Raw genomic sequence first — 25,578 nt, 5'->3', positions numbered from 1 at the left:
TATTTATGCCGGGTTAGAGTAAGCAATGATCATTTATTTTATTAAACAGAATTAGGAATTACCATGAAAGCAGGAATCATTGGCGCAATGGAGCCAGAAGTTGCTATTTTAAAAGCAAAATTAACCGATGCTAAAACTACGGAGCATGCAGGTTATACTTTTTATCAAGGTCAGTTAGCGGGTAGTGATGTTGTTATTGTGCAATCTGGTATCGGCAAGGTTGCGGCAGCGTTAGCCACGCTAATATTGATTGACCGTTTTCAAGTGGATTACGTGGTGAATACCGGCTCTGCTGGTGGCTTTGATGCGAGTTTAAAAGTGGGCGATATTGTCGTCAGTTCAGAAGTTCGTTATCACGATGTGGACATAACCGCATTTGGCTATGAAATTGGGCAATTACCGGGCAATCCAGCGGCATTTATGCCCCATAGTGACTTGGTGGCAGCAGCCCAACAAGGTATTGAGCAATTAAACCAAATAGCGGGACAGCATATTAAGGCGGTTACCGGTTTGATCACCACAGGTGATACCTTTATGACCAAAGACGAAGATGTCGCTAAAGCTCGGGCTAATTTCCCCACTATGGCTGCGGTTGAAATGGAAGGTGCTGCTATCGCGCAAGCGTGTTTACAGCTTAAAACTCCTTTTGTTATTATCCGTTCACTTTCTGATATTGCCGGTAAAGAATCTCCTCATACCTTTGACGAATATTTAGCAACCGCGGCAGTAAATTCCTCGCAGTTAGTGTTGAATATGCTGGAGCAGCTTAAAGGTAAAACACTAGGCCCTGCTTAAGCCCTTAGCGGGTATTATACCAATTTCACTAAGTTCTTGCCCACTTGTGGGGGGTTAAATAGCCCAAGACTACGTTGCTCTCAATCCCAATAGCCCGCTATTGGTCAATCGAGCGCCTTGTCCTGAACTATTTCTCCTGAGCACAACAAGATCACAAACTTAATGAAAATGGTATTAGCGAATAACTACCGAATCATGACTGAGTGATTAAAAAGGACAATCAATGACAGTATTTAGCGAGTTAATGCCGTTTAGCTATCATGTGTTAATCCTTATGGTGGTGCTGGTGATAAAATTTACGGTAAGTCATTTTGTTGCCCATGAACCATTACGCATATTTCAATTTTATTGCTTACAGCTAGGTAATAAAGTCAATAACAGTCACCATAGTACTCAGCAGCAAACTATCGCTGGTTTGTTAGCGTTATTGCTCACCTTGGTGCCAATAGCGCTTATTTTATGGCTATTCGCTGACTTTGTCGCGGTAGATTATCTGTGGCAAGGCTTACTGTTTTATTTCGCTTTAGGCAGTCTTAACCTAGGGCCAATAAACAAAACCATAGCCCAAGCTTTGGTTGCTAGACAGAACTACTTAGCTAAGCAAATACTTCAGCCTTGGTTATTAAGAACCACAGCGCCGCTTTCACCAGTGGGTTTGAGTAAAGCCGCCATTGAAATGCAGCTGCTACGTAGTCTGCAACAAGTTTATGTGGTTAGCTTGGTATTTATTACTTGTGGCCCGTTAGCAGCCTTTAGCTATCGGTTAATGCTAGAAATGCATTACTGTTGGAATACTAAGTTAGCGCAATTTAAGCACTTTGGTTTTTATCATCAGCTATTTATCCAGCTAATCCAATGGCTACCTAGTCGCTTGATGGCGTTATTGATATTACTGAGTTCCTTAGGGCAAGGTACTTTATTATCTTGGCGATTAACACGTGGCCATTTTTTTCAACTTAATAATAATTTTATCATTGCCGTACATGCTTATTCACTGGCGGTAAAGTTGGGTGGCGTGGCCATGTATCAAGAAGAAAAATCAAGAAAAATTACTTTTAATGATCTTGCCAAGCAGCCCGAGCCACAAGACCTTATTAAAGCGAGCAGAAAAGTTAATTTTGCTTACTATAGCAGCTTATTTTTACTGGTTTTGTTAGCGCTAGGCTGGCAATTAATGGCCAGTAATCAAGCATAGCTAACTCTTCAATTAAATTGGTATTTTCATGAGTGAACTTTTATATTATTTAGATATTTATAGTCGCTTATTGTTACTCGTTATATTTACAATCAGCTGCAAGCAGTCAGAGGCAGCCGAAGTCTTCAGTTAATTTGGTATTTTCATGAATGAACTTTTATATTATTTAGATATTTTTGGCATCATTGTTTTTGCCCTTTCCGGTGCACTTATGGCTGGACGATACCAACTCGACCCTTTTGGTGTGGTAGTGCTGGCTTCAGTCACTGCGGTAGGTGGAGGTACTATTCGAGATGTTATTTTGCAAACACCGGTATTTTGGGTAGTTAAGCCTTTCTATCTCTATGTGATTTTAGCGACAGCCATACTGACCATAGTATTTATCAGACAACCGAAACGAATTCCTAAGCGTTTTTTATTAATTGCCGATGCCTTGGGTTTAGCCTTATTTGCCGTGCTTGGTACACAAAAGGCGCTATTTTTGGGTGCGCCGATTCCTGTTGCTATCGTCTTAGGAACTATAACTGGCGTCGCTGGTGGTATGATTCGCGATGTTTTATGTAACGTCATTCCGATGATTTTACGAGAAGAAATTTATGCGTTAGCGGCGATTTTAGGCGGTGGCTTATTTGTCTTTTTACATTGGCTTAATTGGTCTGATAGCAATGCTATTATTACTGCTATAACCGCGGCACTTATCCTTCGTTTAGCGGCTATTTATTGGCATGTTTCTTTACCGGCTTTTCATATTATTGAAAAACCGAAAAAAGCCCATGATAAAGAAAAAAAGTAACAATTTTTTAGTGTTACTAGCAACTAGACATAGGAGAAAAACAAAATAATGAGTAGTTAATTAAGCCATTATGTTAACTGGCTAAAAGCTTTATTCATTGCTTGGTGAGTGTGCTCGTACCAATTTCCAGTAATGGTAATTACTGGTAAAGCTTCTATTTTAATGGTGCCTGAAGTCGCCGTTTTATTGGACTCGTTATAGACATCTAAAATATTTTTAATAACAACGGGCTGCGCTTTAAGCTTAAGCTTTTCAACCAGTAATTTTGCTCCCGCTTCAAAGGGCTCAATTTTACCTGATTGTGAGCGAGTCCCTTCGGGAAAGATGATTACTTTTTTACCTTGGCAAATTTTTACGTCTTTTAACAGTTTGATAATGGCACGGCGGTCTTTTTGATCAACGGTGATGTGGCCAACCCGATCGACAATGCGCGACACTGGCCATTTGTCCATAATACCGGTGCGGCCAATAAAGCGTGTATCATTGCCCACGACTGCTTCCAGGGCGAAGATGTCTAACATGCTTTGATGATTAACAATTAAAATATCAGTATCCGCATCTATAGTGCCGATGAGGCTAACACGGGCACCAACACTGCGTACAATGAGCGTGGTAAAAAGTCGACGTAATCGGTTGAATATTAGGCCATGGCGCTTACACAAAGACAAGGCAACAGACTGGGCCGCTATGGTGACATACATGGTGTATTTTTTTAAATAGAAGCTAAACATGAATAGAATGCAGAAGCGCTAAACTAGGCTTCAATCCCCCAGCCATCGTTATAACCTGATAAATTGGTGGCAATTTTTTCAAGAATTTGTTCTTGTACAACAATAGCTTGATGTGATGGTGTCATAACCACGGTGCAATCTAAATCCCAAACATTAGGGCTTTCATCCGGGTGTAAGTGGCACTTTACGGTCGGTAGGTGTTCTTTTATATGATCTGCCATGGCTTGTGCTTGGCTTTCTTGTTCGAACAAATGAAAGAAGACCACGTCATGTGATTGGCTCAAGTCGATACCCGCTTGCTGCATTTCGGCTAATACTTGGCCTGTTTCATCATCTGGAAAGTTCATATTAAAATAATATAGTTATGCTATTAGGGGCGAGTATTATAAAGCGGGAAACTCGCCTTGAATAGAGCTCACCGTAAAAAAATAGTGTATCGACTGATTTTTTATTTTCTTGGATATTGCGTTAGCATGTTATCAACAGCGGCCATCACTTTTTCATTGAGCTCTTGACTATTATCTTTTACTTTGAATTGTAATGGATAAATACTACGCCACACGGAGCGTTTTCTTTTAGGATCCACTAGATCAATAATTAAACCGCCTTGATAGACACGCCAATCAATATTGTTTTTTTGCCAAGCATTGGCCCTAAGACAAGGGGCACAAAACAGTACTGCTTTGTTATAGTTTAAGTATTCTTTTGGCTGTTTTTTAACTAGGTGATAGGTAACAATGATGTCAGCACTGTCGAGTTCGCTATAGTGAAAACCTTGTGCGTCTAGGCTTTTTTCAATAGCAAGCTCAATGCTACTACGTTGTGCATGTGGTAAATTTTGACTATCAAAAAAGACCGAACCACTGCGGTAAAAACTGTAAGTTTTAACCTGTGAAAAATCGAAGTTATTATAATAAATTACCGAGTTTTTCACAGAGTTACAGCCATAGAGACTGACAACTAATAGACAGGTGAATATTAGCTTTATCGGTGAAACTATAGCGGTAATAAATTTTTTAAACACAGAGTCATAACACAGTAAGTAGTAAAAGCCTTAGACTAACAATTGGCCTAAGGTTTGAACAGATAAACCTTTAATTCGCGATAAATTACTTAGCGGTTAACGGGCACAGTATTCAACTGAAATTGCCTTTAATATGGGGGTAAACACCCTAGGATGTTGGTAGACTGAATCACAATCCGTTATAACATCGAGCAAGAATTTTCTTCTGTAAAAAAATAAGGATATACACATGATTAAAACCCTAAGTAAACATTTGTTCATTGCCACATTATTTACCGCAATGAGTCTGGTCTCGTTGACCGCTTTAGCAGAGTCATCCGTGTGGAAAGTTAGCAAAGGTAATGACCATATTTTTATCGGTGGAACAGTGCATATTTTACCACCGTCAGAATTTCCACTGCCGGCAGAATTTTCTCAAGCCTATAAACAAAGCGATAGCATAGTCTTAGAAACTAAGTTGCCAGATGCGAACGATAGCGAATTTCAGCTAAAAATGATGCAAAAAATGGCTTATGGCAATGGCAAAACCATTGGTGACTTTATCTCAGCAAAAACTCAACAAAAGCTCAGTCAGCACATTTCAGCTTTGGGTGTTGATTTAGCTATGTTTGAACACTTTAAACCTGGGTTTTTGGTAACCATGCTGGCGCTATTAGAAGCACAACAGGCACAGTTATCAGGGGAAGGTGTTGATATCTTCTACAGTAAAAAAGCGATAGCGGATAAAAAATCCATAGCCTATTTGGAAAGTGCCGACTTTCAACTTAATATGATTGCTAATATGGGTGTGGGTGATGAGGATCGTTTCATTAAATCAAACCTTGAGCAGATGAAAGACTTCAAAGCGATGTTTTTAGCTTTACTTAAAGCGTGGCGAGTGGGGGATGAAGAGCAACTTAACCAGTTAGCGATTGAGCCTATGTTAGCTGATGCTAAAACCCTTAAAACCTTACTTACCGATAGAAATAAAAACTGGCTGCCACAACTTGAACGCATGTTTTCTGGCAATGCTAACCGCAGCGAGACAGAATTCGTCTTAGTAGGTGTCGCACATCTAGCGGGCGATAAAAGTGTCTTAGCGTTATTAAAAGCTAAAGGCTATCACGTAGAGAAGTTATAATTATCGATAAAACAACCGGAATGACTAATAGCAAACGGATGACGTTAGTGTTTAAGCTTAATTTTCAACTATGCCTAGACAGGCATTCTGCTAGGTATTTTCATGCTGATTAGTACGGCGGTATAACAAAAAGCAGTTCTGGCACTATTTATAATCTATCAAGCCAGTAACCCTGTTACTGGCTTGATAGATTCTGGACTGGCTCAATGGCCGAGGAACTCGCTTAATTGAATGCTTAACTTACCGTTATACGGGCAAATTTACGTTTACCCACTTGATAAACCGCGGTAGTGCCCGCTTTAATGACCAAGCTTCTTTCGGTAACTTTTTCGCTATCAATTTTAGCCGCACCTTGTTTGATCATTCTAAAGGCATCAGAAGTACTGGTTACTAAGCCAGCTTCTTTAAGCAAGTTAGCAATGCCGATTTCACCATTTTTAGCTGTGATCGTTAGTTCAGGCATATCATCAGGCAAAGCGCCTTTTTGAAAACGATTGATAAATTCATCATGAGCAGCTTGTGCCGCATCTTCATCGTGAAAACGCGCAATTAGCTCTTTGGCTAAATCAATTTTTACATCTCGCGGGTTTTTACCGTTTTCGATATCGGTTTTATAACCTTCAATTTCAGCTAACGGCTTAAAGCTAAGTAACTCGTAATAACGCCACATTAACACATCAGAAATAGACATGATTTTACCAAACATATCGGTTGGGCTATCCGTAATACCTATGTAGTTACCTAATGATTTAGACATTTTCTGTACGCCATCTAACCCTTCAAGCAATGGCATCATGATGACAGTTTGTGGCCGCTGGCCTTCAGATTTTTGTAATTCACGACCCATTAATAAATTAAACTTTTGATCCGTTCCGCCCAGTTCAACGTCTGCCTCTAAGGCAACTGAATCCCAACCTTGTACTAACGGGTACATAAACTCATGAATAGCAATAGCTTGACCATTAGCAAAGCGCTTTTTAAAGTCGTCACGTTCCATCATACGAGCAACAGTTTGACGAGAGGCAAGTTTTAACATGCCGGCCGCGCCTAATTTATCCATCCAAGTAGAGTTAAAGACTACGGTGGTTTTTGCTGGGTCAAGAATCTTAAATACTTGCTTTTTATACGTTTCAGCATTGGCTAAAACATCTTCTTTGGTTAGCGCTTTACGAGTAACATTTTTACCGGTTGGATCGCCAATCATGCCGGTGAAGTCACCAATTAAGAAAATAACTTCATGACCAAGTTCTTGAAAGGTTCTCAGTTTATTAATGAGCACCGTATGGCCTAGATGTAAATCTGGTGCGGTTGGATCAAAGCCAGCTTTAATTTTAAGTGGCTTACCGGTTTTAAGTTTTGCTAATAACTCTTCTTCTACTAATATTTCTGCTGCGCCGCGTTTTATCTCGGCAAATGCTTGATTAACATCGGTCATCTAGGTCTCCACTGACTGGCTTTAGGTACTTAGTTTATTAATAAATGATAACTACTGAGCTGTGCGCAGAAAACAAGGCGGCACTGTTTCGGTAAGTGAGTAGTTATATTGACTAGGTAAGGTTTATTTAATGGTCGAATTCTACTGCACTTTGCTGATGGGATAAAACCTTATAATGGCTTTTTTAGCAAAAAATAACTGATTTTGTCAGTAAAATCGCAATATATTAACCGTTAAACTAGGATAGGTGGTTCGATAGTGGTGTGGTAAAAATCAAAATGTATTGTGGTGAGTTATAGCGGTATTTTTTCTGTAGTTTTGATATAGTCACTGGATTGTCTGAATTTGTTATTTAGTTATAGCCAAAATACTTGCAACTGAATCATGCAGTTTGCAGTGGCTTGGCTATATAATTTCCTCTATAAAAGTTTCGAGTCGTACTTTGTTAAAAAAATTATTAGAAATCTTCCAAAATCTACCCAAACAACATCGCTGGATTATTATCGGTTGTAGCCTTTTTTTACTGTTTTTACTGATTTTCCCGTCCAGTGATGATAGTGGCAATAGCAAAGATATTCCAGTGGGACAACGTATTCAGCTCGCCTTGCCAGAAGACATAGTGCCATCAGGGTTAGCACCTAAACAAAGCGCTTTACCACAGCGCAGTACTAATAAAGCTACTAACAATAGCGCAACAGAGCAACTGCCGTCTTTAGCTAAATCCCACAGCACCCAGCAAGATGGCCGCTTAGCGATTAGTAAATTACCAGGTAAAGTTAAAATACAAGACTCTTTAGCAGAGCTTGCCACTTTAAGCTGGCAAACGGTGCAAGTGCGTAGTGGTGACTCCTTAGCCTTGATATTAAAGCGCCTAGGCTTTAGTGCACAAACAACTTATGCGGTGAGTACCGCCAAAGGTAAAGATAGTCAATTATTAAAAAGGCTTAATGTTGGTGATAAATTACGTATTGCCAGCAATGAAAGTCAGCAATTAGCCGCACTAGAGTATCCACTTTCAAGAATAGAGACGCTATTTATTAATCTAGTGGGCGATAGCTATCAATCACATCGAGAAACTAAAAAAGTAGAGATAAGGGAAAGCTTTAGTTACGGCACCATCAACTCCAGTTTTTGGAATGCTGGCGTAGCAGCAGGGCTGAGTGATAGCCAAATTATTAATTTTGCCAATATTTTTGGTTGGGATATAGATTTTGGCCTAGATATACGTGCAGGCGATAGTTTTCATATTACCTATGAAAAGAAGTATGTTGAAGGCGAATATATTGGTACGGGCAATATTTTAGCGGCAGAGATAAGCAACCAAGGTGAAGTCTTTCAAGCGATTCGTTTTACGGATAATGAGTATTACAGCCCTGATGGCAGAAGCATGCGTAAAGCTTTCTTACGCGCGCCAGTGAATTTTAAATACATCAGTTCTAGCTTTAAGCGTAATCGACGTCACCCAGTAACAAAGCGCTTGCAAGCACATAATGGTATAGATTACGCGGCGAAACAAGGTACACCAGTGGTTGCCGCCGGTAATGGTAAGGTAACCCGCGCGGGTTATAGTAAGTATAATGGTTATTATGTCTTTATTCAGCATGGTAATGGCATAGTCACTAAATACCTGCACTTTTATAAACGGGCAGCGGTTAAAAAAGGCCAACGGGTAAAACAAGGGCAAGTGATTGGTTATGTTGGAGCAACGGGTCTAGCAGCAGGGCCACATTTACATTATGAATTTTTACTTCATGGCGTGCATCGTAATCCACGTACAGTAAAACTACCTGATGCGAGACCTATTGCCAAAAAATACAAAGCTAAGTTTACTTTGTTGGCGGTCGAAAGACTTGAGGCATTATCGGGAGCTAAAAACGCATTACTTTCGACCCAAGCAAGCGATATAACGCCAAATGACTAACAAAAAAAGTACCGCACAAGGAAAATACTATATTGGTTTGATGTCAGGCACCAGTGCTGATGGCATCGACTTAGCCTTGGTTGACTTTAATGATCCTAAGCAACAAGCTCGTTTAGTTGCCAGTTTTTATCAAAAATATAGCAATGTTATTAATGAAAAAATCAGCTCACTTTATCAACCTGGCAGCAATGAAGTAGATCGTGCTTTTCATCTTGATGTGGAATTAGCACATTTATTTGCTCAAGCAATTACCGCACTGCTTAAACAAGAAAATCTCAGTAGCAGCGATATTATTGCTATTGGTAACCATGGACAAACCATTCGTCATCGCCCTACAGGTAATAATCCCTTTACCTTGCAAATAGGTTGTTGCCAAACGTTGGCAACCTTGACGGGGATCCGTGTTGTTGGCCAATTTCGCCGGAAAGATATGGCCTTAGGTGGTCAAGGCGCGCCCTTAGTACCTATTTTTCATCAACAGTTATTTACTGAATCAATCGAGGCTAATTTTGTCGTCAACATCGGTGGCATTGCCAATATCACTTTTTTGCCAGCGCAAGGCGCTAATAAATCAGTATTAGGTTTTGATACGGGTCCAGGCAATGCCTTGCTCGATGATTGGTTTCTTAAACATCATGCAAGCAGTGATGATAAATTTGATAAAAATGGCGCTTGGGCGACAAAGGGGCAAGTGAATCAAATACTATTGACTCAGATGTTGGCAGATGATTATATCAAAGCCGTAGCCCCTAAAAGTACCGGACGAGAATACTTCAACCTCGATTGGCTGGCACAGCAATTAACAGACTTTAAAGAAAAAACCACAGCACATCTTTGTCCTGAGGATATTCAAGCAACGTTATTGGCTTTTACCGCACAAAGTATTAGTGCGGCAATTATGACACTGGCTACGCAGGGTAAAGTCTACTTGTGTGGCGGCGGCGTGCATAACAGCGCCCTTGTTCATGCACTTAAAGGCAGCTTGAATACAACAGAGTATGATTTTGACATCCAAACTATGCAAGCCTTGCACCTAGATGGCGATGTTCTTGAAGCCATGGCTTTTGCTTGGTTAGCTTACGCTTTTGACCAAGGTTTAGTCAGTAATATGCCAGCGGTAACGGGCGCGAGTGCAAGCTGTACTCTGGGTAGCGAATTCTTACCTTAACCCATATCCTACTCGTCATTGCCGAGATCTCTTGTCGGCAAGTTATTTGCTAATCTTTAATCACTAGTTTTTTATTACTTAGTTTTTTCACTTAAATTTTCACTTAAATTTTTAATACAATAGAGTCAGTTGCCTCGATTTACTTATTTATCCGATAAAATAGGGCGGTAATCTACTAGCAGTCCATCATTTCGCCACTATACTTAAGTGTTGAGTGGTCAAAAAATGAACTATTTGGTGGTGGTGAACTCTAACTCAGCACACCTTGCTAAGCTAGCATCGAGGAGGGCTTATGGAATTTAAAGACATTCATATTGGTATGAAATGTGGCAGTAAAAAAGGCAGTGGTACGGTTACTTGGGTTGATGGCTCAACACATACCATTTATATGATTGATTGTAATAATAATAATAATTTTGAAGTCAATATCAGCGATATTATTGAAGATCCACAAGCACACAATAGAGAAGATGGTTATTATTAGTAGCAGAAATTACTCGTTTAATTACGGCTATCTTATTGAGTAGTTAATCATAGTTTTTAATGGTTAATAATAGCTAAAAATAAAAAACCTGGCACTGATTAAGTGACAGGTTTTTTATATCGAAATAACTTGGGGTATATGGTATTTGTTTCCCGTGTTTATTCTATATTTTAAGCTGAAAAACCAGCTTTATTGACAGTACTTTTTTTGCGAAAGCTAATTAAAGCAAGACCAAGTAATAATAATAAGCTAGACGCTGGTGTAGGCACAGGTATAGGATTTGTACCGGGTGTTTTTGTTATTAAGGCAGTAATCACATCGTTAAAACACGACATAGTCCAGCTCAGCGCTAACTGGTCAGCATTTTGGAAAGCATCAATGTTGGCCACATTGAAACTAAAGCTGAAAATATCAAATTCAGTTGATGAGTTATTTACCGTCCAGCTGCCTGCTGCTGCTTTGTTATTACGATCAGCAACATTACCAAATACCTGACCTACTTCAACGCCACCACCTTGGTGATAATCAGGTGTTGAAGATTGAGTACCATCAATGGCATAAAGGCCACCTGTTGAATAAGTATTCGAGGTATCTTCGCCGTGACGGAAATAACGCTCATGGTCTGCAACTTTAACATTACCGTAATAATTATCCCAACCAACATCTGCTTCTGCTTGGCTTGTTAACTCACCTAATGAAAAAGCGTAATTGAAGTCTGATTGACTACCCGTTGTGCCCAATAACAAGTCACCAAAAATAATGCTTCGACCACCTCTAGCTTCAGATAGATCATTGTTGTGTGCGCCAAAATTAGTATAAATATTCACAGTAATTTGGTCATTGTTATCCCAATTTACTAACATTCTATCTATTTCGTAGTTAGCACCGCCATAAACGGTATCACCACGATCGTAAACGATGTGGTTATCAATGGGCATGTCGCCAGCAAAAACACTGGATGCTGTAATTGCGGCAATTAAGCTTAGGGGGTTAATTAATTGTGATAATAAAGACATTGCTTTTCCAAGGTTATAAATAATTCAATTATTAGGCACCAATAGTTATTGCAGCATAGAAAAACTATGGGTGAACACTATACGTTAACTTCCAAGTTGTAACTGTATTGCGGTATACGTTATACAACATTTGGTTGTATATACAATTATCGTGCCTATTTGTATTTATTTCAATATATCAATGGGTTAATATTTAATTTTAGGTAATACAATTTAAAAAGTTAAAAATATGTAAAAAACACTGACAGCTTATTCACTGTTAGTTGTCCTTTCTTTGCAAAGCCTTGGCCGGAGTGCTCTACAAAACTAAATTGATATATTAGGGTATTACTAGGTGGTTTATGACTTGGAATTGAGATGGTTTTTACTCGAATATGCAAAACTCACTCACTTACTTGTAAAGAAATAAATAGGGTGTTGCAGTGGATATCTTAACGTGTAGAATGCACGATTCTTGACTGTGTCTATAGCCAAACGACCTCAAGATGCAGGAAGCGAGCATCTTGAAGTTACTTGGCTATATATTGTATATCAATGGATGAAACGATGAATTTTTTTTTGAAAGCCTGTTTAGGACTTACACTTGTTATCAATACCCTGTTAGTTTTTGCCTCTGAAGATATTGATAATAATTATGAAAAAGCATTAATTTCTTTTCAAAAAAAGGATATTAAAACTAGCTTAATTCACTTGAGAAATGTGCTACAAGCGGATGAAAATCATATGCCAGCACGATTATTATTAGTTCGTTCCTATTTAGAGCTTGGTGATGGTATTGCTGCTGAATTTGCTTTAGAAAAAACCAATGCTGAACAAGTAGATAATAAGCAAATAATTACCTTATATGCACATGCGTATTTATTACAAAAGCAATTTGATAAGGTGATTGAAGCAACAGAGCCAGGGTTTTATCAAGGGTTGGTTGAGCATGATCTTCAGGTTTTTAGGGGGCAAGCTTATATCGGTTTAAAACAATATAGATCGGCAGAATATGCCTTCAAAGAAGCGTTGCTAATTAAGCCAGAAAGTCAGTTAGCACTGCTAGGTCGAGCTCAAATAGCACTAGGGTATTCAAAGCCAAAATTAGCTCTAGATTATATAGAGCAGGCCATTTTAAGTAATGAGTCTTTCATTAATACTTGGATATTTAAGGCTAAAGTTTTACAACAGATGCGTTTCACTAAAGATGCTTTAGTGGCTATTGACAAAGCCTTAGCTATTGACGACAGCCACATGTCAGCTAGATTAACCAAAGCTATGCTGCTGATGAGTTCTCACTCATATAAAGAAGCAGAAGAGCATGTCGATTATATTCTCAATATTATAGCCAATGAGCCAAGAGCGGGATATTTAAAAGCGATCATTTTAGCTAGTTATAACTCAACAGAAACTCAATCGGGAAATAACAAACTCGCTGAAGTTATCGTTACTTTATCTGCGGTACCAGAAGATATTATGCGCAATACACCTGACTATTATTATTTAGCAGGTCAGTCAAATTATCAATTTGGTAACCTAACCGATGCTCGAAAATATCTTATCAAATTTCTCAAGTATTCAGAGCATGAAATAAATTCTGTGCTGATGATTGCGTCAATAGATTTACAGCAAGGTGAGCCCAGAACAGCACGAAATTTATTAGTAAAAACAAACCTCTCTCGGCCAAATGATATCAGAATTTTGACATTGCTGGGCTTAGCTTATTTACAATTACATAATACGGATAAAGCTGAATTTTACTTTGAAAAAGTATTGAAAATAAAGCCTGATTCTGCGGTAGGTTTAACAAACATTGCTAGAAGCAAAATGCAGTCAGGCAACTATGAATCGGCAATTAAGGTGCTGTTATCGATTGAAGATAAAAATATAGACCCTGTACGAGTGAGACTATTGCTTGTTGACTCATACCAACAGAGCAAACAAATTAAAAAGGCGATAAAGGTTAGTAAAGAATTGTTAGCCGCATTTCCGGAGGACAGCTTTTTTCATCAACGTATTGGTGCTCTATACGGTTTAAATAACGACTTACCGCTGGCTAGATCTGCTTTTATTAAAGCAATAGCATTAGATGAGAGTAATATTGTCGCCATAGTGCATTTAGCGCGTATGGATAACATTGCAGGAAAAAGTGCCGATGCCTTACAGTTTTTGCAGAGTAAACTAAAACAATTTCCGAAAAATACACTAATAATGGCTGAGATATCGGATAGTTATTACATTGCTGAAGATCAAGATAATCGCTTGTTATGGATGAAAAAAGCCTATGCCATGGAAATGAATAATTTTTATATTGTGAATAAATATGCTTCAGCATTGGTCTCTAACAATAACTTGCAAGAAGCTATTGAAATAACCAAACGCCATGTTGAAAGAAATCGAAAAGAGCTTATTGCTTTGGATTTACTTGCTAGCCTTTACAGTAAAAATCGAGAATATGGCCAAGTAGTATCAGTATTAACTGACTTAGTAAAAAAATCAGATGTTAAAGCACCGGTCTATATGAAGCTTGCTAAAGCTCAACGGCAAGCGAACAACAATAGTGCAGCAATCCAGTATTACAAAAAAGCGATAATTGCGGACGATAAGTATTTAGACGCCTATTTTGCACTCGTTGAGTTAATCATTAATAAACACGATAAAGTTTATGCAAACATATTAATTAATGATATTGAAAAATTAACGGGTAATAAAAGTCAGTCGGAGATGTTAAAAGGCGCGTTATTTTTTGAGCTTGGCTTATTTACTCAGGCAGAAACGCACTATTTAGCCTCTATTTCGCTAGTAGAGCAAAAAAAGGCAATTATTGGTTTATATAATACTTATAAAAAATCAAATAGAGCTGAAAAAGCAATACCTTATTTAACACATTGGTTGGCAAAAAATCCAAATGATTTACTGGTTAATATTTCACTTGCAGATAGTTATCGATACAGTCAACAGTTACAAAAATCATTTGATCTGTATCTAAAAATGTTAACAAATTTTGGTCAACTACCCATATTATTAAATAATATTGCGATTGTTTCTTTTAAGTTAGGTGAAAAAGAGCAAGCTAAAAAATATGCCGAACAAGCTTATAGTTACCTTAAAAGTAATGTCGCAGTAATCGATACTTTAGCTTGGATAGAAAGTCGTTTAGGCAATTATGATCGTGCCTTGGCTTTGTTTCGAAAAGCACTGGCTAAAGATTATGAGAATGCCGAAGTTAAGTATCATTTAGCGGTAACGCTTTATGCTTTAGGTCGTGATGGTGAGGCTTATGATCTTTTACTTGCCTCTGTTAACAGTGCACAAACCTTTGCGGAAAAATCAGATGCGAAGGAATTACTGACCAAAAAGAAGCTTTAACTAATAAATTATTAAAACATACCAGCTTTATGCATATCCCCAAGCATCTTGAAACACGCATCTTAAAGTGTCATGGGTATATAAAGTAGGTTAGAGAACAACTGCTTGTGTGAGAGCCGCTATACATGCCAAAATGCTTGTTTTTCTCTTTCCCAAAATATATAAGGTTTATGGTATGGAATGGTTATCAGTATTGCCTCCCTTGGTGGCTATTATTATTGTTATTTGGAAAAAAGAAGTCATTCTTGCTTTACTGGCAGCCGTATTTTCCGCTGAGTTATTATTAGCATCACAACAGCATAGCAATATTATATTTTATGCTTTTATCGGTTTTATTGAACGTATTATTAGTGTCGTTAGCTCAGCCGGTAATGCCCGTATCTTGATTTTTAGTCTACTTATTGGCGCCTTACTGGCTTATATTCGCGACTCTGGTGGCGTTAGCGCCACCGTGGAAAAATTAGTCAATAAAGGCATTGCCAAGAGTAAAAGACAAGTAGGCGCTTTAACCATGTTTACTGGCATGGTGATTTTTATTGAATCTAACCTTAGTGTGCTTACTGCGGGTATTTTATCGCGTGATTTATTCGATAAATTTAAAATGAGCCGAGCGCGCTTAGCTTATATTATTGACAGTACCAGTGCACCCGTATGTATCTTAGTGCTACTTAACGGTTGGGGCGCCTATGTGCTGGCGTTATTGAATAACTATGATCTAGGTCAGTCTTCGGTCTCTATTTTATGGGGTTCAGTGGCTTTTAATTTCTATGCCATTATTACTTTGCTTTTGGTGCTTTATACGGTTGTGACCGATAAAGTACATGGCCCGATGAAAGAGATAGAGTTGGCCTTGAATGCGGATGAGCAAAGCAATAAATCGCCAGACGCGAGCGAGTTAGTAGCAGAGTCGGCAATGCTAGAGTCGACCAAGCAAGAGCAAGCTCACTATTCGACGGTTGCACCAGCGCTACCACAACAAAGTCTCTCCAAAGAGATGCTGCAAGAAAGTATAGTGCCAGCCACTAAAGCACGCTTTATGTTAGTCCCACTGCTTAGCATGATCTTGGCGATGTTCTTTTTTATGTATTGGAGTGGTGATGGCGATATCACCCAAGGCAGCGGTAGTAAATCCGTGCTTTATGCTACTTGTTTTGCTTTGGCGGTGAGTTACTCTTTATTGCGTTTTTATAAACGCTTTCAACATCAAGAATTAATCGATATAGGTTTTAAAGGCATAGGGGAATTATTGCCTTTAGTGACGATAGTATTGATGTCTTTAACCCTTGGTGCAAGTTTAAAAGAACTAGGCACAGGGTTCTTTATTGCCGGTATCGTTGGTGAGTACTTACCTTTAGTTTTAGTGGTGCCAATGTTGTTTTTAGCCGGTGCGGTTATTTCCTTTAGTACCGGCACCTCATGGGGCACTTTTGCTATATTAATTCCTATTGGTGTACCCTTAATTCAAGCGCTCGGTTTACCACCTTCATTGGTTATCGCTGCGATTTTAGGTGGTGGTATTTTTGGTGATCACTGCTCGCCTATTTCTGATACAACCTGTGTGTCGGCTATCGCTTCAGGCTGTGATTTACTTGAGCATGTCAAAACCCAAATGCCTTATGCGCTTTTTGCTGGCGCGTTAACGCTAGTGGCTTATATTATTGCCAGTATTATGATGATTTAGCTGAACGATACCGCTGAGATTTTGGCCATGACCCTTTAGCGATTAAATGCAGTCAATGCATAGTCATTGACTGCATTTAAACAGAAAAATGACGCTACTTATCGAGAGTGAGTGGTAAAGTCGAGTACTTTAATGCAGATTACTTAGCAATGATTAACCGTCAAAGCTAGCTGTTAGAAATTAACTGGCAGAGCTTACTGAGGAATAATAATGAAAAAAACGTTACCGCTATTTACTTGTTTACTTTTGTCTGCTTTTGCTAATAGCACGTTAGCGCAAGAGGCACCTTTTGCCATTGCCATTCACGGTGGTGCCGGCACTATTGAAAAAGACCGTTTCAGCCCTGAAAAAGAAGCCGCCTATCGAGCAAAGCTGCAAGAATCCGTTGAAGCAGGTTATGCCATTCTTGAAAAAGGCGGAACTAGCCTAGATGCGTTAACCGCCGCAATAAATATTCTAGAAAACTCGCCTTTTTTCAATGCTGGCAAAGGCGCGGTTTATACCCATGATGAAAGTCATGAAATGGATGCGTCAATTATGTATGGAAAAAATCGTCAAGCAGGTGCTGTCGCGGGCGTTAAACATATTGAAAATCCGATCAACCTAGCACGTTTGGTGATGGAAAAATCTGTGCATGTCATGCTTAGCGGTGATGGCGCCGAAGAGTTTGCCAAAACTCAAGGCGTAAACTTAGTCGCTAACAAACTGTTTGATACTGAGCACAGATACAAATCTCTACAGCGCGCGAAAGCAAAAATGAAAAAGGCTGAAGAGGCAAATCGCGGCCAAAAAGGAAACAAAGACTACCAAGCAGCGCACTTTGCCCTAGATACCGAATATAAAGTGGGTACCGTTGGTGCAGTAGCGCTTGATAAGTATGGCAATATTGCTGCTGGTACTTCTACTGGTGGTATGACCAATAAACGTTATGGCCGCATTGGTGATTCACCGATTATTGGTGCGGGTACGTTTGCTGATAATGCTTCTTGTGCCGTTTCAGCTACGGGTCACGGTGAATACTTTATCCGTTATAACGTTGCCGCTGATATTTGCGCCAGAGTACAATATCAAGGCAAGAGTATTGAGCAAGCGGGTAAAGAAGTTATCCATGACGTGCTTTTTCCTATTGGCGGTACGGGTGGGGTGATCATCATAGATACCCAAGGCAATATAAGCTTGCCATTTAATACTAAAGGTATGTATCGCGCCTCTAAATCAAATACCACTGCGACTTATGTCGGTATTTTTAAAGAGGATTGATCGACCATTAGTGAGCCTAGCCAAAATGAGCGTTAGCCATGGAATGTACTGACATATTTACGGTAAGTTATTGGCTAGATAGTATTTTTGTTATTATCGCCCTGATCTTTCAATTATAATTCTAGGCTGTTTCTTTGATCTGCATCAAGTTTTACTGTCTATCATTATAAATATCGGCTAAAATTCGCGCCTTATTTTTAGTTGATTAATTGCTGTACAGGATACTAGACCATGTCAGACCACGAAGAAGATTTTAAAGATACTACCTCTGCCATCAATATAATAATGGTTATTGTGGCAATGGTTGCCATGCCTTTACTACCTATGCTTATGGGTTGGTTTACTATGTTACGTTAAACAATAATCAGCTTTACTGGAGGGGTGCATTAGCTCCTCACAGTAATGATTATTAGGCTTCTGCTGATTATTCTATAACGCTAGCCTGCCTTCAGATTTTTATTGCTTCATTCATCGCTAATTTCAAGGTCATGACACGTTTTTTTGCTAAAGTGTCGGTGAATTTTATTGTCTTTCCATTTTAAGGGTTATTAAATGCCTGATTTAGCTGTGCTTGCGATATTTATTCCCACATTCTTTTTTGTCTCAATAACGCCGGGTATGTGCATGACACTGGCTATGACGTTAGGTATGAGTATCGGTGTTCGTCGCACAATGTGGATGATGATTGGTGAGCTTCTAGGTGTCGCTATTGTTGCGATTGCTGCCGTGCTTGGTGTGGCCAGTATTATGCTCAACTACCCTAGTGTCTTTGAGGTGTTGAAATGGCTTGGTGGTGCTTATTTGGCTTATATCGGCATTAATATGTGGCGCTCAACCGCTAAAATGTCAGTCGGTGGCGGTGAACTAAACGATGTCAGTCGCTATGCTTTATTTTCTCAAGGTTTAGTTACCGCTATTGCCAATCCTAAGGGGTGGGCTTTTATGATATCTCTGCTGCCGCCTTTCATTAGTGTTGAGCGCGATGTAGCACCACAATTAATGCTCTTGCTAGGTGTTATCATGGTCACAGAGTTTACCAGCATGATGGCTTACGCTACGGGTGGTAAAAGCTTACGCATATTCTTAAGTCGTGGTGATAACATTAAATGGCTGAATCGTATTGCCGGTAGTTTAATGGTAACGGTTGGCCTTTGGCTTGCTCTTAGCTAGCTTTTACTCAGCGAACTCGCTTTCATTACCTGAACCTATTACCATAGCCTATTACTTTTATTTCTTATTAATTGATAGGTTGTAGCTATGATTAAGTTGCGCGATTTAGAATATTTAACTGCCATAGATATACACAAACACTTTGGTAAAGCGGCACTAGCTTGTTTTGTTAGTCAGCCGACCTTAAGTGGTCAGTTAATGAAGCTAGAGCAACAATTAGGTTTGCAACTGGTCGAGCGTCATCGCCGCAATGTTATGTTAACCCCAGCAGGGGAGAAGTTAGTGCAAGAAGCACGGAAAGTGCTACAAGCCGCAGGACAATTTGAGTCTTGTGCGAAAGCTTTACTTGACCCTTTTGCTGGGGATTTACATCTAGGTTTGATCCCGACATTAGCACCGTATTTATTGCCACATATTATGGCCGACCTAAACACTAGCTTACCTAATATCAATTTCTTCTTACATGAAAATCAAACCAAGGTGTTATTGCAGCAATTGGATGAGGGTAAATTAGATGTGCTAATTTTGCCTTATCTTGCGGAAATGGAAAAGTTTGAATCATACCAATTGTTTGATGAGCCACTGATGTTGGCAACTCCAAAAAATCATCGACTGGCCACTAAAAAATCGCTATCACTGACCGACTTACAAGGTGAAAAAATACTCACCTTAGCTGATGGTCATTGTCTTAAAGATCAAGCCATGGGCTATTGTTTCGCTGCTGGCGCTAAAGAGGATAATAGCTTTCAAGCGACCAGTTTAGAGACATTACGCCATATGGTGGCCAGTGGCATGGGCATTACTTTATTACCCGCGCTGGCTACGCAAGGCAATGTCGCCAGTGACACTATTCATTATGGGGCATTTCAAGCACCTGTACCGGTACGTGGTATCTCTTTGGTCATTAGGCCAAACTATTCGCGCATGCAATGTGTTAGAGCCATTGTCGCCAGCGTTAGGGAATCTCTTAGCGGTGTCATCAGCTAAATGCACCTTTTACTGACTAAAGCTAAACGCTTCCTGGATTTTTGGGAACAAATTTCGGAGGGGCTCATTTCTAGCGGTTGTTTTTTAAAGGCTACCGTTAAGTTCACTTTGTGCGCAGAGGCGACAATACCAATAAATGTTTTGCCATATATTTTCTAATGAATCATTTCTGTCATGTCACTTAGACGTATGCATGGTATAACGTTAACTTATGAAATCGAAGTTTGGAAATATGAATCTAACTGATTGCGGTAGGTCGACTTCATGATTGATGGAGTAAGTACGCGCAAAGTCAGCCTCGTGAAATTACATAGAAAAGTTTAGATACTAGTTTCTATGTCCAAGGAACGGGAAACATTAAATTATCGAGTTTTGCGCTATTATTCAAAATGCGATCCAATAAAACTCATAACATACTTGCTATTAATGTAGATTGACTCAATAATTTAAGTTGTAATCAACCGAAATGATTATTCAGGAACGTAACCATTTCAATAATCATATAATAAACAAATATTTGTGAATTCATGTTAATTAGAATTATATCTATATTGGTAATGACTGGATGTTTTGTTTTTGCTTTTGTTTTACATGCTGATACTAAACTACAAGAGGACAGTAAGGAACGACAGATTCTATTATTGAATTCTTATCATCGAGGTTACCTTTGGAGCGACAGGATTGAAGATGAAATCCGCCGTAAACTAAATGCCTCAGGGGAAAACATCGAGATTTTTGTTGAATATCTTGATACAAAGCGCAACCCCCGATTAGAGCACTTGGATATTTTGGCTGAATCGCTCGCAATAAAATATCAAAATTTCAAGTACGATCTGGTTATTACCTCGGATAACAATGCCATTGATTTTGCGATCAAAAACCGAAATCGACTATTCCCTGATGTACCGATTGTGTTTTGTGGATACAATGATTTTAGTCTAGAAGACATTGCAGATGTAGAAAATATCACAGGTGTTAATGAGAGAGTCGAAATATTAAATACAATTGAACTGGCTCTGAGCATGCACCCAAATTCCAGGAAATTGGTATTCATAGTTAATAATATACGAACAACACCAGCAAGAAATTATAGGCTACTTAAGAATAAAATCATCCCTAAGTATAAAGATAATGTAGGCATAGAATTTCTATTAAATAAAAGCACAAAACAGATAATGCAAGCTGTTTCAAAAGTATCTGCTGATAACTTGGTATTTATTCTTGCGCACCCTATGAATAAAAATATAATCGATTATGAACCAGTTGATGAGTTTACTCGAAAATTGGCGATAAGTAGCAGAGCACCAGTTTACGCTCCTTGGGAATATTTTATTAAGAACGGGGTGTTAGGCGGCACAGTAGTTAATGCCAAAGGACAGGGCAGTGAAGCTGCTGCCCTTGCTCTGAAGATCCTTTCTGGCATCCCTGCGAATAAACTTGATATTATTATGAAGCCTCCTGTTGCAAATGTTTTTGACTACTATGCTATGAAAAAATTTGGACTTTCTGAGAAAGATCTTCCAACATCTAGAATAGTCATCAACAAGCCAAAAAGCTTCTACGAACAATACAAATTCTTTGTTTGGATTACAGGTACAGCAATTCTTATTTTGATCATAATAATGGGCATTTTAATTACATTATTATCAGTAAGAAAGAAAAGAGACGAATTTGAATTTCTCGCAACCCATGATCCACTAACCGGTTTACACAGTAGAAATTATTTAGAAGATGTGGCTTTCAACAGAATTGAAATCGCAGCAAAACGTCATCAATCAGTATCTCTGCTTATGATAGATTTAGACCATTTCAAAAAAATTAACGACAATTATGGACATGCTGTTGGTGATTGTGTTTTAAAGTCCGTGGGCAAGGTATTAATCGACCAAATACGAAACGAAGATACTGCCGTACGCTTCGGAGGTGAAGAATTTGTTATTATTCTTTATCATTGCAGTTTGTCTGAAGCGAAAGAAAAAGCGGAAGACTTGAGACGGAAAATTGAAAACTTAAAGCCAAATGACATTTCAACCTCAGCTAGTATCGGTGTGGCGGAGCTTCACCTAGGAGAGGGATTCAATGAACTGTTTAAACGAGCGGATGATGCTGTATATCTAGCTAAAGAGAAAGGTCGGAATTGCGTGGTAACAATTGAGGCAACATAATTATAATGCTCACACATAAGAAAATATTACTTACCATGTTGAGAGTATGTATAGAATACAGTTTGCCATAGACTCAGGTTATACCTCAAAAAAATTGCGAATAATTACTTTTCAATGAAACTGACATCAAAAGCTAACATAAGCTAATACAACTTATAAATTTCCACTACCTTCTGAGTTTTCCCCTCTGAACGCAGGCGTTATCGATACAAAATCTAATCCAACTTGTCCAATTAGCAATAAAAGCTAATGTCTCTTTTGTGGTATTAGTGAACATTGAATAAATGGGGGCAGAGAAAATTTGAATTATTTGTCGCGGTGGCGACGGCACCCAAAGGGGCTAAACGCACTGCACCTAAGTTAAGCCCTTTGGAATTCCCCGGCGCTGCTAACAAACGTACTCTTCAATTCACTCAAGTGTTATCAACGTACCAGCGCTGATGGCACATCCATGTGCCGACAGCGCTTTATTCATCATCAGGACAATATGAGGAGTCCATATAAGCATATTATCCTGACGTCGAGGGCTGCCGTTGTTCAGGGAAGATAAATCGGCAGGAATCGTGGTTTACGCTAGGTGGTGATTGAATGTTCTGCTGAGTAGGGTGTCGCAGGGGTTCCAAGGTACGTCGTCCGCCACCGCGATGCCAAGCAGGAAAAAAAAGCTCCAAACCTAATGATAGCTTTTACCTATCAAACTGATAAATACTATCGATTATACTAATTTAAGCCTCGGCGCTATTATTCTCCCGTCTTCAGGAAACGCTTTAACTCTTTATCGAGCAAAGGTTTCCAACACAATTACTACACTTAACGGGAGTTCATTATGAACCAATCAATTATTAATACTAAATTACTACCTTTTAACGCTACCGCTTTTCACAATGGCGAGTTTGTTGAATTAAGCGAAAAAGATGTTGCCGATAAATGGTCAGTATTTTTCTTCTACCCGGCTGATTTTACTTTTGTTTGTCCTACCGAATTAGGTGACATGGCAGACCACTACGCAGAATTGCAAAAAATGGGTGTTGAAGTTTACTCAGTATCAACGGATACCCACTTTACTCATAAAGCATGGCATGACGTTTCAGATACCATTAAAAAAATCCAATATCCTATGATTGGTGACCCAACGGGCGCAATTACTCGTAACTTCGGTGTCATGATTGAAGCCGAAGGTTTAGCACTTCGTGGTACGTTTGTGATTAACCCTGAAGGTGAAATCAAAATTGCTGAAGTACATGACCTAGGTATAGGCCGTAGCGCAGTTGAATTACTTCGAAAAATTAAAGCCGCGCAATATGTAGCAGAGCATGACGGTGAAGTATGTCCAGCAGCATGGCAACCAGGTGCAGATACTCTAGCGCCTTCACTAGACTTAGTCGGAAAAATCTAATTTATTACTGAGTTTAACTTTAGCTTTGTTTAAATGCTTCTTGCTCATCGTTGCAAGGGATTTACATAGAAAAACTATGCTACATCCCTAGCGCCTTGATCTAAAAGCATTTAATTCAAAGCTAAGTTCAAACTAAAGATAAAAGCTAAACAAGGAAGTTTAGCCGCTTCAAATCGAGTTCTATTTCCTTATCACTTTCCCTATTTCCATTGAATATCAGCAGAGGTCATTATGTTAGACGCAAATCTACAAGCACAATTAAAAAGTTATTTAGACAATTTAAAAACACCAGTCGAGCTAATCACCTTTACTGATGAAAGTCCTAAGGCAAAAGAACTTAGCCAATTAGTAAATCAAATTGCTGAGTTATCTCTACTCATCACTGCAATTGATGGTAACGGTACTGAGCAAGCGAGCAATGAACGTATGCCTTCTATGTTGGTACGTTCTGTTGCTAGCAAGAGTGAAATACGTTTTGCCGGCTTACCTATGGGGCATGAGTTTACCTCACTAGTAATGGCGTTATTGCACAGTGGCTCACATCCGTTAAAACTTGATGTTGAGCAAATTGAACAAGTTCGTAACCTTGACGGTGAGTTTGAATTTGAAACTTATATCTCACTAAGTTGCCAAAACTGTCCCGATGTAGTGCAAGCATTAAATATGATGGCGGCGATAAATCCGCACATAAAACATACCATGATTGATGGTGCGCTATTTCAAACCGAAGTATTTGATCGCGATATCATGGCGGTACCCAGTGTTTATTTAAATGGCGAGTCATTTAGCCAAGGACGAATATCCTTAACGGATATTTTAAACAAGGTCGATAAAAATGCCGGTGCTCGTCAAGCCAAAGCGCTGGAGAATAAAGCAGTATATGACTTTTTAGTGGTGGGTGGTGGTCCATCAGGTGCGGCAGCGGCAATTTATGCCGCACGAAAAGGCATTAATACTGGCTTGGTCGCCGACCAGTTTGGTGGGCAAGTTAGCGATACCCTAGCGATTGAAAACTTTATTTCGGTAAAAGCCACCCAAGGGCCAAAACTGGTTGCCAGTTTAGAAGAGCATGTTCGAGATTATGATGTTGATATCATGAACGGGAATAAAGCCAGCCAAGTGAAGCGTAATGAAGAGACCGGTTTAATTGACGTTAGCTTAGCAAATGGCGCGGTATTGAGTAGTAAAACGGTAGTCTTAGCGACGGGAGCGCGCTGGCGTGAAATGGATGTGCCGGGTGAACATGAATATCGTGGTAAAGGTGTGGCCTATTGTCCGCATTGTGACGGGCCATTATTTAAAGGCAAGCGAGTAGCGGTTATTGGTGGCGGTAATTCAGGCATTGAAGCGGCCATTGATTTAGCCGGTCTTGTTGAACATGTGACGGTATTAGAATTTGCTGACCGCTTACGCGCTGATGACGTATTAGTGAGAAAAGCGAACTCATTAAGCAATATAACGATTATTACTCATGCGCAAACGACTGAAGTGTTAGGTGATGGTAAGCGAGTCACTAGCTTGAGTTACACTGATCGCAGCACGGGTGAAAATCATGAGCTAGCATTAGCTGGTATTTTTGTACAAATAGGCTTGATGCCAAATAGTGAGTTTTTACAAGGTGATATAGAGCTAACTAATCGCGGTGAAATTATCGCCGGCAGTCGTGGTGAAACGTCAATAGCGGGTGTCTTTGCCGCTGGGGATGTTACCGATAGTCCATATAAGCAAATCATTATTGCTATGGGCAGTGGCGCCACTGCCGCCCTAGGAGCTTTCGATTATCTTATTCGCCAAGATGTTTAATAAGGAATACCTAGAGCGTGGAAATATTAGTTATAGTAGAGTTTCTGGTATACTGATAACCATCAATATTATCTAGTCATACCTCT

The 25,578-nt window shown here is 39.3% G+C and carries 21 protein-coding genes; 16 read left to right on the top strand and 5 right to left on the bottom strand.

The genetic code is table 11. The features are described from left to right. Positions 1-63 precede the first annotated feature (63 nt). The 3 genes from mtnN (at position 64) to ASU03_RS16575 (ending at position 2,783) form a co-directional block, all read left to right on the top strand. Positions 64-795, top strand: a complete 732-nt coding sequence (mtnN, locus tag ASU03_RS16585) for a 5'-methylthioadenosine/S-adenosylhomocysteine nucleosidase (RefSeq protein WP_057832870.1) — start codon at positions 64-66, stop codon at positions 793-795. A gap of 223 nt (positions 796-1,018) precedes the next feature. Next, entirely contained in the window at positions 1,019-1,990 is a 972-nt protein-coding gene (locus tag ASU03_RS16580) for a cobalamin biosynthesis protein CobD/CbiB (protein ID WP_057832869.1), read from the top strand. A 145-nt stretch (positions 1,991-2,135) separates the two neighbouring features. Continuing rightward, on the top strand, positions 2,136-2,783 hold the full coding sequence (locus ASU03_RS16575) for a trimeric intracellular cation channel family protein (protein ID WP_057832868.1): 648 nt from the start codon (positions 2,136-2,138) through the stop codon (positions 2,781-2,783). A 68-nt stretch (positions 2,784-2,851) separates the two neighbouring features. On the opposite strand, the gene ASU03_RS16570 is transcribed toward ASU03_RS16575, so the two are convergent. The 3 genes from ASU03_RS16570 to ASU03_RS16560 form a co-directional block, all read right to left on the bottom strand. Continuing rightward, positions 2,852-3,514, bottom strand: coding sequence for a lysophospholipid acyltransferase family protein (locus ASU03_RS16570; protein ID WP_057832867.1), 663 nt, complete (start codon positions 3,512-3,514; stop codon positions 2,852-2,854). Positions 3,515-3,537: 23 nt separating this feature from the next. Continuing rightward, on the bottom strand, positions 3,538-3,861 hold the full coding sequence (locus ASU03_RS16565; protein WP_057832866.1) for a ribonuclease E inhibitor RraB: 324 nt from the start codon (positions 3,859-3,861) through the stop codon (positions 3,538-3,540). A gap of 101 nt (positions 3,862-3,962) precedes the next feature. After that, on the bottom strand, positions 3,963-4,448 hold the full coding sequence (locus ASU03_RS16560; RefSeq protein ID WP_231731617.1) for a DUF4136 domain-containing protein: 486 nt from the start codon (positions 4,446-4,448) through the stop codon (positions 3,963-3,965). A gap of 319 nt (positions 4,449-4,767) precedes the next feature. Here ASU03_RS16560 and ASU03_RS16555 point away from each other — a divergent pair, with 319 nt between their 5' ends. Continuing rightward, on the top strand, positions 4,768-5,658 hold the full coding sequence (locus tag ASU03_RS16555; protein WP_057832864.1) for a TraB/GumN family protein: 891 nt from the start codon (positions 4,768-4,770) through the stop codon (positions 5,656-5,658). Positions 5,659-5,893: 235 nt separating this feature from the next. On the opposite strand, the gene tyrS is transcribed toward ASU03_RS16555, so the two are convergent. Beyond that, on the bottom strand, positions 5,894-7,093 hold the full coding sequence (gene tyrS / locus ASU03_RS16550; RefSeq protein ID WP_057832863.1) for a tyrosine--tRNA ligase: 1,200 nt from the start codon (positions 7,091-7,093) through the stop codon (positions 5,894-5,896). Between the two features lie 442 nt (positions 7,094-7,535). Here tyrS and ASU03_RS16545 point away from each other — a divergent pair, with 442 nt between their 5' ends. The 3 genes from ASU03_RS16545 (at position 7,536) to ASU03_RS16535 (ending at position 10,666) form a co-directional block, all read left to right on the top strand. After that, positions 7,536-9,014 carry a peptidoglycan DD-metalloendopeptidase family protein gene (locus ASU03_RS16545; RefSeq protein ID WP_231731616.1) on the top strand — a complete coding sequence of 493 codons (1,479 nt, stop codon included), beginning with the start codon at positions 7,536-7,538 and terminating at the stop codon, positions 9,012-9,014. Next, complete coding sequence (locus ASU03_RS16540) at positions 9,007-10,182, top strand: anhydro-N-acetylmuramic acid kinase (RefSeq protein WP_057832862.1); 1,176 nt, start codon at positions 9,007-9,009, stop codon at positions 10,180-10,182. Before ASU03_RS16545 ends, ASU03_RS16540 begins: the two co-directional genes overlap by 8 nt. A 292-nt stretch (positions 10,183-10,474) precedes the next feature. Continuing rightward, positions 10,475-10,666: a hypothetical protein gene (locus tag ASU03_RS16535; RefSeq protein ID WP_057832861.1), complete on the top strand. Its 192-nt coding sequence runs from the start codon at positions 10,475-10,477 to the stop codon at positions 10,664-10,666. Between the two features lie 170 nt (positions 10,667-10,836). Here ASU03_RS16535 and ASU03_RS16530 read toward each other — a convergent pair whose 3' ends face one another. Beyond that, the gene (locus tag ASU03_RS16530) at positions 10,837-11,682 is read right to left on the bottom strand and encodes a hypothetical protein (protein WP_057832860.1); all 846 of its coding nucleotides are present in this window, start codon (positions 11,680-11,682) and stop codon (positions 10,837-10,839) included. A gap of 546 nt (positions 11,683-12,228) precedes the next feature. Between ASU03_RS16530 and prsT the strand changes: the two genes are divergently transcribed. From prsT to ahpF, 9 genes are all read left to right on the top strand, one after another. Then, positions 12,229-15,030, top strand: coding sequence for an XrtA/PEP-CTERM system TPR-repeat protein PrsT (gene prsT / locus ASU03_RS16525; protein ID WP_057832859.1), 2,802 nt, complete (start codon positions 12,229-12,231; stop codon positions 15,028-15,030). 175 nt (positions 15,031-15,205) lie between these two features. Continuing rightward, positions 15,206-16,711 carry a Na+/H+ antiporter NhaC family protein gene (locus ASU03_RS16520; protein ID WP_057832858.1) on the top strand — a complete coding sequence of 502 codons (1,506 nt, stop codon included), beginning with the start codon at positions 15,206-15,208 and terminating at the stop codon, positions 16,709-16,711. 210 nt (positions 16,712-16,921) lie between these two features. Next, a complete protein-coding gene (locus ASU03_RS16515) occupies positions 16,922-17,971 on the top strand; it encodes an isoaspartyl peptidase/L-asparaginase family protein (protein WP_057832857.1) in 1,050 nt (349 codons plus the stop codon). Between the two features lie 231 nt (positions 17,972-18,202). After that, entirely contained in the window at positions 18,203-18,328 is a 126-nt protein-coding gene (locus ASU03_RS21845; RefSeq protein ID WP_269433034.1) for a hypothetical protein, read from the top strand. Between the two features lie 195 nt (positions 18,329-18,523). Continuing rightward, on the top strand, positions 18,524-19,141 hold the full coding sequence (locus ASU03_RS16510) for a LysE family translocator (protein ID WP_057182906.1): 618 nt from the start codon (positions 18,524-18,526) through the stop codon (positions 19,139-19,141). A gap of 87 nt (positions 19,142-19,228) precedes the next feature. Next, positions 19,229-20,128, top strand: coding sequence for a DNA-binding transcriptional regulator OxyR (oxyR, locus tag ASU03_RS16505; protein WP_082627315.1), 900 nt, complete (start codon positions 19,229-19,231; stop codon positions 20,126-20,128). A gap of 527 nt (positions 20,129-20,655) precedes the next feature. Continuing rightward, positions 20,656-22,293, top strand: coding sequence for an ABC transporter substrate binding protein (locus tag ASU03_RS16500; RefSeq protein WP_057832856.1), 1,638 nt, complete (start codon positions 20,656-20,658; stop codon positions 22,291-22,293). A gap of 826 nt (positions 22,294-23,119) precedes the next feature. Further along, on the top strand, positions 23,120-23,689 hold the full coding sequence (gene ahpC, locus ASU03_RS16495; RefSeq protein ID WP_057832855.1) for an alkyl hydroperoxide reductase subunit C: 570 nt from the start codon (positions 23,120-23,122) through the stop codon (positions 23,687-23,689). Between the two features lie 231 nt (positions 23,690-23,920). Then, a complete protein-coding gene (gene ahpF / locus ASU03_RS16490; protein WP_057832854.1) occupies positions 23,921-25,492 on the top strand; it encodes an alkyl hydroperoxide reductase subunit F in 1,572 nt (523 codons plus the stop codon). Positions 25,493-25,578 lie beyond the last annotated feature (86 nt).

This window comes from Colwellia sp. TT2012 (assembly GCF_001440345.1).
In the GTDB taxonomy this organism is placed as follows: Bacteria; Pseudomonadota; Gammaproteobacteria; order Enterobacterales; family Alteromonadaceae; genus Colwellia.
The sequence above is the reverse complement of the archived record's forward strand: the minus strand, read 5'-3'. Positions and strand labels throughout refer to the sequence as shown.